General features: G+C 41.6%; 6 protein-coding genes and 2 pseudogenes. 6 read left to right on the forward strand and 2 right to left on the reverse strand.

From position 1 onward, the window contains the following. The 3 genes and pseudogenes from AC3LHT_RS07410 to AC3LHT_RS07420 form a co-directional block, all read left to right on the forward strand. Positions 1 to 176: pseudogene (locus AC3LHT_RS07410) on the forward strand (ribosome maturation factor RimP); the annotation flags it as partial. 16 nt (positions 177 to 192) lie between these two features. Further along, positions 193 to 1221: a transcription termination factor NusA gene (nusA, locus tag AC3LHT_RS07415; protein ID WP_366011040.1), complete on the forward strand. Its 1029-nt coding sequence runs from the start codon at positions 193 to 195 to the stop codon at positions 1219 to 1221. A gap of 97 nt (positions 1222 to 1318) precedes the next feature. Further along, positions 1319 to 1795: a Fur family transcriptional regulator gene (locus tag AC3LHT_RS07420; RefSeq protein ID WP_290644518.1), complete on the forward strand. Its 477-nt coding sequence runs from the start codon at positions 1319 to 1321 to the stop codon at positions 1793 to 1795. Here AC3LHT_RS07420 and AC3LHT_RS07425 read toward each other — a convergent pair. After that, a complete protein-coding gene (locus AC3LHT_RS07425; RefSeq protein ID WP_488662448.1) occupies positions 1717 to 3117 on the reverse strand; it encodes a ComEC/Rec2 family competence protein in 1401 nt (466 codons plus the stop codon). The two genes, AC3LHT_RS07420 and AC3LHT_RS07425, sit on opposite strands and share 79 nt — an antisense overlap. 14 nt (positions 3118 to 3131) lie before the next feature. After that, positions 3132 to 4337, reverse strand: coding sequence for a 2,3-bisphosphoglycerate-independent phosphoglycerate mutase (locus AC3LHT_RS07430; protein WP_366011063.1), 1206 nt, complete (start codon positions 4335 to 4337; stop codon positions 3132 to 3134). Between the two features lie 92 nt (positions 4338 to 4429). Here AC3LHT_RS07430 and AC3LHT_RS07435 point away from each other — a divergent pair, with 92 nt between their 5' ends. The 3 genes and pseudogenes from AC3LHT_RS07435 to AC3LHT_RS07445 form a co-directional block, all read left to right on the forward strand. Then, positions 4430 to 5482, forward strand: coding sequence for a polysaccharide pyruvyl transferase family protein (locus AC3LHT_RS07435; protein ID WP_290644524.1), 1053 nt, complete (start codon positions 4430 to 4432; stop codon positions 5480 to 5482). Positions 5483 to 5487: 5 nt separating this feature from the next. Further along, on the forward strand, positions 5488 to 6591 hold the full coding sequence (locus tag AC3LHT_RS07440; protein WP_488662449.1) for an iron-containing alcohol dehydrogenase family protein: 1104 nt from the start codon (positions 5488 to 5490) through the stop codon (positions 6589 to 6591). A 1-nt stretch (position 6592) separates the two neighbouring features. Beyond that, positions 6593 to 6733 (forward strand): annotated as a pseudogene (locus AC3LHT_RS07445) (class I SAM-dependent rRNA methyltransferase); the annotation flags it as partial.

A 6733-nucleotide genomic window follows, 5' to 3' on the forward strand; every position in this document is an offset into this window, starting at 1 on the left:
CTGGAAAGCTCGCAAAGCTAATTTTAATAAGCCCACTGGACAACCGAACAGTTATCGTAGGCACTATAGAGAGCGCTTCTGAAAGTACAGTCACAATCCGTGAAAGGGATACCGGGAAGTCCTATGGGGTAGCATATACAAATATAAAAAGGGCTAACTTAAAGCTTGAGTTCTGAGTGGGAGGTGGTTTCATTGAATCTAAATCTTCTTGAAGCTCTTGAACAACTTGAACAAGAAAAAAACATAAGAAAAGAAGAAGTTCTGGAAATACTGGAAAAGGCGCTTCAAAGTGCCTATAAAAAGAACTTCGGCGGGGAAAGCGATGTTCAGGTGATAATTGATCGGTTAACCGGTGATATTGGTGTTTATGAAAAGCTGTTTGTGACAGAAGAAGTGAGCGACCCACATCAGGAGATCGCTCTCCCTGATGCTTTGAAAGTCGATCCTACTGCTAAACCCGGTGAATTTATTTTGAGAAGACTGAACATCAAGAAATTCAAGAGAATTGCCGCTCAGACAGCCAGGCAGGTACTCATTCAAAAAATTCGGGAATTAGAGAAGGATAATCTTTACAGTATCTATGCGGATTTAAAAGGTTCTGTTACAACAGCCGAAGTACTCAGAATTGTGGAAGGTTGGGCAGACCTCAGAATCGGAAAAATCGATACAAGAATTCCCCTCAAAGAAACCATCCCCGGTGAAGAACTAAGGCCCAATACGTTTATCAAAGTGTTTGTTGTCGATGTGCTTAAAACTACGAAAGGACCAAAAATTCTCGTCACCAGAAGAGGGCCACTATTTATAGAGGAACTGTTGAAATTGCAGGTTCCTGAAGTCGAAAGCGGTAATGTTAAAGTCGTCTCAATCGCCCGCGAAGAAGGGATAAGAACAAAAGTGGCCGTTGATGCGGATGATATGAAGGTGGACCCGATAGGAGCTTGCATTGGTGAAAGTGGTGTGCGCATAGGTGAAATCCTGCGTGAAATTAGGCCAGAAAAGGTTGACATTCTCAGATGGAGTGCAGATCCCGCCAAATTCATTTCCAATGCCATCGCGCCTGCAAGTGCCATTGAAGTAAAAATATCCAGCGAGGAAAATAGAGAAGCCGTCGTATATGTTGCACCTACACAACTTTCCTTGGCCATTGGAAAAGGTGGTCAAAATGCCAGACTCGCTGCCAAGCTAACTGGCTGGAAAATCGATATAAAGCCTTTGATGTGATGGAGTGTTATTGTAACATATTACGCATTTGTTGTAAATCAAAAAGTGTACAATTTTTCTGTCATTCAGAGACGAGATCCAATAGGGAGGGTTTACAGTGAAACAGGATATTCTTAGAAATGAACTTAGAAGAAGGAAGCAACGGATGACAGCACAAAGGGAACTCATACTCAAGATTTTTTTGGATTCTGAGGACGAACACATGAGTGCTGAAGAAGTGTATAGAAAGGTGTTAAACAGACGCCTTAGAATAAGCAAAGCGACAGTTTATAGAACCGTTGATCTGCTTTCTGATGTGGGATTGTTAAGAAGAATCGTTTTCAGGGATGGCGTTATTAGATACGAACTGGTTAGCAAAGACGAGCATCACCATCATCATATTATTTGCACTGAATGTGGACGTGTCGAGGAATTTCCCTTTGATTTATTAGATGATCTTGAAAAGCTAATAGAGAAAAGTACCGGGTATAAAATCACCGATCATCAATTGAAATTTTACGGTCTTTGCTCTGAATGCGCAAAGAAAAAGAGCAATGAAGCTACTGATGAAGCAACAAAAAAGGCAACAAAATAATTATATGGAGGCTTCAGCTGTAACATTGGAGATAACTCCGATAACTTCAAAATAGCGATTTCAAAAAGTTTTGAAAGAAATTCCAGCCCCTTGCCAAGTGCAAACGCAAGGGGTTTTAATTTTACGAGATCCAAAAAGAGCAGTGCCAAGGTCCCAACTAAAGCAGGCATCAAATAAATCTCCACTACAATGAACGTTATGGGAATTGCCATAAGGGATATACTTCCAAAGAGATTGAGTGTAATAGGCAAAGTTGCACCTTGTGCCGCTCCACCAATGAGAAACGCCTGGACTACAAATGACCTCTTTTTCTGTGATGCCATAATATAGAGCAAGATACCCGATGTTGAAATGAAGCTCAATTGGAAGTCCGGTAAGATGAGATCGAAAGGTGCTATGACCAGCATGATGATGCCGCTTAACCCCAGAATATTCAAGGGAGATTGAGGATAATCAATAATGCGAAATACAACATATAGAAGGAGCATCAAAAAGGCTCTCGAAGCCGATATCGCGGGTCCGGTACACAAGACGTAAGCAGCCGTTAGCATCAAAGAAAATGAATCTTTTACAAAATAAGGTAACAAAAACAGGGACAAAATGTTGTTAATTACTAAGAAGAAAAGCCCAACATGCAAACCTGATACAGCGAATATATGTGAAATCCCAACTTTTTTCAGTGCAGTTTTCAGTTGACTGCTCAATTTCGCTTTACTGCCAAAAAAGGTTGAAAAGATAAGAGCGTTGCTCAACCCATATTTTTCCAGCTTGTTCTCTATGTCTTTCCTTAAGTTTCCAGTAAACCTATCTACGCCAATTGGTGGTGCAAACCCTCTCATATCCGAATCAAGCGATAGTTGAAAAGATGCGGCTTTTTCAAGTTTCCCAACCGCCCAGAATATCATTCCTGAATCAGGCACTTCGCTTTCCATGAAAGCCTTTTTAGATTTAACAATTATTCTGAAGGGCAGCTTTTTCCACTCACCATCAATGAAGGCACTACCCGACCCCAGAAAAAAATCATCTGCATAGACTTTTTCTACCTTTCCGGTAACTTCTACAATGGAACCGGGTTCCAGCATAAGATGATCGATCTTTACAAAGGAAAGCGAAAAGCCCAGAAAGAAAAACAACAAAACATTAGGCAATAAATGCCTTGCCAACCAGCAAAAAACCAAAAAGGGGCCCAGTAGCAGGACCCCTTTGAATATTTCGCCTTCAACAAACAACAGATAAAATATAATACCAAAAGCCATAGAAACAAATAAAACAAAAAAAGGCGAATCACTGTGTTCAAGTGAAAATGAAGTAGAAAAAAGCACGGTGGAAAACCTCTTTATGCACCGTACTTTTCCAATCTCAAAGCATGAGCCATCATTAACGGAACGACATCAAGCGCCATGATATTTCCAAGAGTTCCCCTTGCACATTCATATTCGTTAAAGTGTTCACTCAATCCGGATCTGGAGAAGTTAGACCTGATCATAAAAGGTACAGGATGCCAGCTATGAGCCTTCATCTTTGCTGGTGTGGAATGATCACCAGTAACGACTATAACATCTGGATTCAATGCAAGGATTTCTGGAAGCAATGTATCAACTTCCTCGATAACTTTTACCTTTTTCTCAAAGTTTCCATCTTCGCCATAGGAATCTGTTTTTTTCACATGAACAAAGAAGAAGTCGTATTCATTCCATATATTCCCGAGAGTTTCAATCTCATCGGAAAGAGTTGTGCCAGTTTCCACTACGTTCATACCAACGAGCTTTGCCAAGCCCCTGTACATAGGATAAGTAGCTATCGCTGCGGCTTTCATTTTGTACACTTCATCAAAGGTAGGAAGAACCGGATGTTTGGAGAATCCCCTTAAAAGCGCAAAATTCATTTCTGGTTCTTCCTTAAGTACTTCTCTAACCCTCTTCAAAAAGCTGTTAACAACCTTCGCAGTACTTTCAGCCTCTGGCACGAGGGCTTCTGACCAAACGATCTCTTTTCCTTCTTTTTGCGGATCGGCGTCAGAAATCCTTTCATCAAGCCCCGGCGCGGTGAATTTCACAACAAATCTGTGTTCTTTGCCAGGATATACGGATATTTTCACACCATCGATTTCCTTTATCGCTTCGCCAAGTTTTTTAACAACCTCCGAACTCACCTCAGTTGCAGGCCGTCCAGCTCTTCTGTCAACAATAACATCACCCTTAAGAGTCGCGAAATTGGCTCTTGCAACAAGATCATCCTTTCCGACCTCAATATCTCCACCAAGAGCTTCCAATATTCCCCTACCGATTTGGTATTTAAGGGGATCATAACCGAATAAGCCCAGATGACCCGGCCCACTTCCGGGGGTAATACCCTGAAGTACCGGAATGGTTTGGCCCAGGTCCGCTTCTTTTGCAAGAGCGTCCAGATTTGGTGTTTTCGCTGCCATCAGCGGTGTTTTCCCATCAATCGGGAGGTCACCTATTCCATCCATGACGAGTAAAACTACTTTGCTTTCATTTTTTACCGCCAATTTTTTTATCAGTTCATGTCTGTCCACAATCATTCCTCCTTTCTATCATTTATATAATTCTACCACGCTGAAAGTCGTTCCATCATGCTAAAATTGGTTTAGATTACCCGGAGGTAGATTCAATGAATTCCTATAAAATCGTTCTGGTGGGTTACTATGGCTATCGAAATTTTGGTGATGATTTGTTACTGCTATCTACGCTCAAAATTCTAAATGAGACTGGTTTTGAGGGTGAAGCATTTATACCGTCTCCAAAAGGGCTTGATTCGGTCATTTCTGAAATGCCCGTTAGTTTCAAAATAAGCCAAATACCAAGGTATAACCCGATCAGCTTAGAAAGGGCAATCCAGCGTTCTGCGATAACCGTTTTCGGTGGCGGCAATTTATTTCAGGATGAAACGAGCACCCGCAGTTTTCTTTATTATTATTTCATCGCCAAAAAGACCTTATCTTATGGGAAAAAGTTGCTGCTTCTCTCCCAGGGATTTGGTCCCCTAAAAAAAGGATCGAATTTGAAAAAATTGTCTAAAATTCTGTCAAGCACAAACACCTTTGCTGTTTTAAGAGATAGTGTTTCTTTCCGTTTTGCCTGCAATCATTCCATTAATGCCTTTGGGGGCACTGATTATGGCCCATATTGTTTGCGCCTTTCTAAAAACGATGCAGCTGAAGATAAAGGTCTGGTTATCTTGATACCAAAACACTTGAACTATGCAACGGAAATACTAAATACACTGAAAGCCAAAGGATTCAGCAAGCTCTGTATTATTCCCTTTCAAAACCATAGAGAAGGGATGTTGTTGAAAAGGTTAAACCAAATCGCCTCGTCAATTGGGTTCCTTTTAACACCTCCTCCACGAAGCAACTACGAAATAGCAGATTTTTTTCAACGCTCAAGCTTGATCGTCAGTGAAAGGCTCCATGGCGCCATCTTAGCCATGTGGTTGGCGAAGCCCTTCATATGGAAGCAAAACAAGAAAATGATGGATTTCTTTTCTTCTTTTGAGCATACTCCGCCATACTTTTCCACAGAGGCTGAAAGCATTAATAGAGCCATAGACAGGAGCAAGTCTTTTGATTACAAGTCGCTATCAAGCGCTTATATACAGAAACTCGAAAAGACCATTCACCTATCCAAAGAAGTGCTCGAAAAAATCTTTGAAAAAAGGGGGTAGTTTTTATGTGGTCATTTCACATTCCCACGATGGTTCATTTCGGTTTAGAAGTGGTGAAAAAGCATGCTGATTTCACTGAGTGTGGTTCAAAGGCATTTATCGTTACAGGAAAGAGATCTGCAAGAGCATCAGGGGCTTTGTATGACGTAACAAAAACCCTTACAGGGCAGAATGTTACTTTCGTGATATTCAATGAGGTTGAAGAAAACCCTTCTTTCAGCACCGTAGAAAAAGGTGCAAGTTTGCTCAGAAACAAAAACTGTGACTTTGTCATCGGTATTGGCGGTGGAAGCCCTCTTGACGCTGCCAAGGCGATAGCAGTCCTTGGCACGGATCCCGAAATGACAGCTGATGACCTTTACTCTGGAGAGATTGAGTATTCTCTCCCCGTGATAGCTATTCCCACCACTTCGGGAACTGGTTCAGAAGTTACACAGTATTCAGTACTTACTGACAACAATGGAAATAAGCGGGGATTTTCCAGCTTTCATGCTTTCCCACTGTCTTCCTTTCTCGATCCAAGATATACCCTGACAATGCCCGAACAAGTCACAATTAGCACTGCTCTGGATGCCCTCTCACACTCTGTAGAAGGTGAATTAATCAACAATGGTGCAAATCCGATGGTAAAAGGGTTCTCACTGAAGGCAACGGGCCTCGTAAGAGAATATCTTCCCCGTGTTCTAGATAATCCCGAAAACCTTCTCTACCGGGAAAAATTACAATATGCGGCAATGCTTGCAGGTATGGTGATTGCCCATACGGGAACCACAGTAGTGCATGCTGTTGGCTATCCGTTGAGTTCAAGAAAAGGGATAAAACATGGCCTTGCAAATGCCGTATTCCTCATAGATATCTTCAGACGTATTTCATCAAGCGCAAAAGAGCAGGTAACGAAGGCAATTGAGCCCTTTGAAAATCTGGATGAATTGTCTGAATTTTTTAAGAAACTCGGCATCAACAACTTTTCAGTGAATATCGAAGAAGAAGAAATTCGTGAATGGGCTGAGAAAGCCGCCAAAGCACCACATAACCAAAGAACTCCCGGCAAGCTGGATAGAGATTTTTATGAAAGGCTTTACAAAAAAATAAAAGGAATGGATGAGTAGCATGTCTCTGCCCAGGGCGATATTGAAAGCCAGGATAAAAAGGAGAATCTTCAATGGCCACCCCTGGATCTATGACAACGAGATAGACATCTCACCTGAATGTGAAAATGGATCTTTAGTTGATCTTTTCACCAATTCAGGC

This window comes from Kosmotoga sp., assembly GCF_982836095.1.